The organism is Porphyromonas loveana, assembly GCF_003096695.1.
Classification (GTDB): domain Bacteria; phylum Bacteroidota; class Bacteroidia; order Bacteroidales; family Porphyromonadaceae; genus Porphyromonas; species Porphyromonas loveana.
The window spans coordinates 1-2,141 of record NZ_QEKY01000036.1 but is presented as its reverse complement, the minus strand read 5'-3'; the positions used below and the strand labels follow the sequence as shown (position 1 = coordinate 2,141).

At 46.0% G+C, this 2,141-nt stretch carries 1 protein-coding gene; it reads left to right on the top strand.

All coding sequences use genetic code 11. The features are described 5' to 3' along the window. Positions 1-166 precede the first annotated feature (166 nt). The coding region (locus C7382_RS09950; protein WP_243405714.1) for a C25 family peptidase propeptide domain-containing protein at positions 167-2,141 on the top strand (1,975 nt) is incomplete at its 3' end.

Here is a 2,141-nt window from a genome sequence, read left to right as displayed (position 1 = left end):
CTTTTGTCTCCTTTTTTTGTTGTTGGCTGAGAAATCTCGTTATATTTGCCCCACTGAGTTTTTTTCTGCCCTTCCTTTGCATTTTGTCTATCCTACGAGACAAATACCGTGAAAACGAGCGGGTAGAAATCAATCAAACAGAAAAATGTATAATCATTTAAGTAAAATGAAAAAGTTGAACAAGTTTGTTTCGATTGCCATTTGCACTTCCCTTGCAGGGGGAATGGCTTTTGCGCAGCAAGCAGAGTTGGGTCGCAATCCTCAAGTGAGGTTGCTCGAATCCGCTCAACAGTCAGTGACAAAGGTTCAGTTCCGCATGGACAACCTCCGGTTCACCGAAGTTCAAACCTCTAAGGGCGTGGCACAAGTGCCCACGTTTACCGAAGGGGTTAATGTCTCTGAGAAGGGAATGCCGACGCTTCCTATTCTTTCTCGCTCGTTGGCTGTTTCAGACACGCGCGAAATGAAAGTAGAGGTTGTTTCCTCTAAATTTATTGAAAAGCAGAACGTACTGATCGCTCCTTCTAAGGGAATGATCATGCGTAACGAAGATCCGAACAAGATCCCTTACACGTTCGGACAGAGCTATTCAGAAAATAAGTTCTTCCCCGGAGAAGTTGCAACTCTCAGCGATCCTTTCATCGTGCGTGAAGTACGCGGCCAGGTAGTGAACTTTGCTCCGCTCCAGTACAATCCCGTGACCAAGACGCTTCGTATCTATACGGAAATTGTGGTGGCAGTAAGCGAAACGGCACAACAGGGCAAGAATACTCTTGTCAAGCCAAAAGGAACTTTTGCCGGTTTTGAAGACACATACCACCGTCTCTTCATGAACTACAAGGCAAACCGTTACACGCCGGTAGAAGAGAAGCAGGATGGTCGTATGATCGTTATTGTTCCAGAGCAGTTCAAAAATGAAATAACTGAATTTGTAGCATGGAAGAACCAGCGAGGGCTTCGCACCGAAGTAAAGGTGGCGGAAGAAATCGCTTCTCCCGTTACAGCTGCAGCAGTTCGTCAGTTCGTTAAGGATGAATATAACAAGGACGGTAGCGCCCCCCTCATGTATGTACTCTTGATCGGCGACAACAAGCACATTCCTGCCGGTAATGGTACCGGCGGTAAATCCGATCAGATCTTCGGTCAGGTAGTAGGAACCGACCATTACAATGAGGTGTTCATCGGCCGCTTCTCATGTGAGAATGTGGAAGATTTGAAGACTCAGATCAATCGTACGATTCACTATGAACGAGACGTTAAGGCCGGAGAATCATGGCTCGGACGCGGTCTTTGTATCGCTTCTTCTGACGGTGGATCATTCGCCGACAACGGAGAATCCGACATCCAACATGAGACAGTGATTGCAAATCTCCTCACAGAATACGGCTACACTTATGTGTCTAAACGTTTCGGAGATGGAGCCGTTACAGCTCAACACATTATTTCTGATATCAATGCGGGTACTTCTATTATCAACTACACCGGTCATGGTAGTGACACATATTGGGTGACATCAGGCTTTGGTACGAACCACATGTCACAGCTGACTAACTACAACCAGCTGCCATTCATCTTCGACGTAGCCTGTGTGAATGGAAACTTCATGAATATGACATGTTTTGCAGAAGGGTTCATGCGTGCACAGAAAGAAGGTAAACCCACCGGATCTATCGCTATTATTGCATCTACAATCAACCAGCCATGGAATCCACCCATGCGTGGTCAAGATGAGATGAATGAGATCCTTTGCGAGAAGCACGCAGCTAATATCAAGCGTACATTCGGAGGTATCACGACCAATGGTATCTATGGTATGATCGAAAAGTACGGCGCATCTGCTTATGCAACAGCAGATACATGGACTGTATTCGGAGACCCCTCACTGCTTGTTCGTACACTCCAACCAAAAGCAATGACAGTGACAGCTCCGAGTCAGATCGCTCTGACGGATGCTTCCGTAAGCATTTCTTGCGACTATGATGGAGCTATTGCTTCTATTTCTGCCAATGGTAAGCTTTTCGGCTCAGCAATTGTAACAGGAGGAGCTGCTACGATCAATCTTCAAGGTCTGACTAACGAGAGCTCGGTTACTCTTACAGTAGTTGGATATAATAAAGAAACGGTTGTAAAGACGATCAATA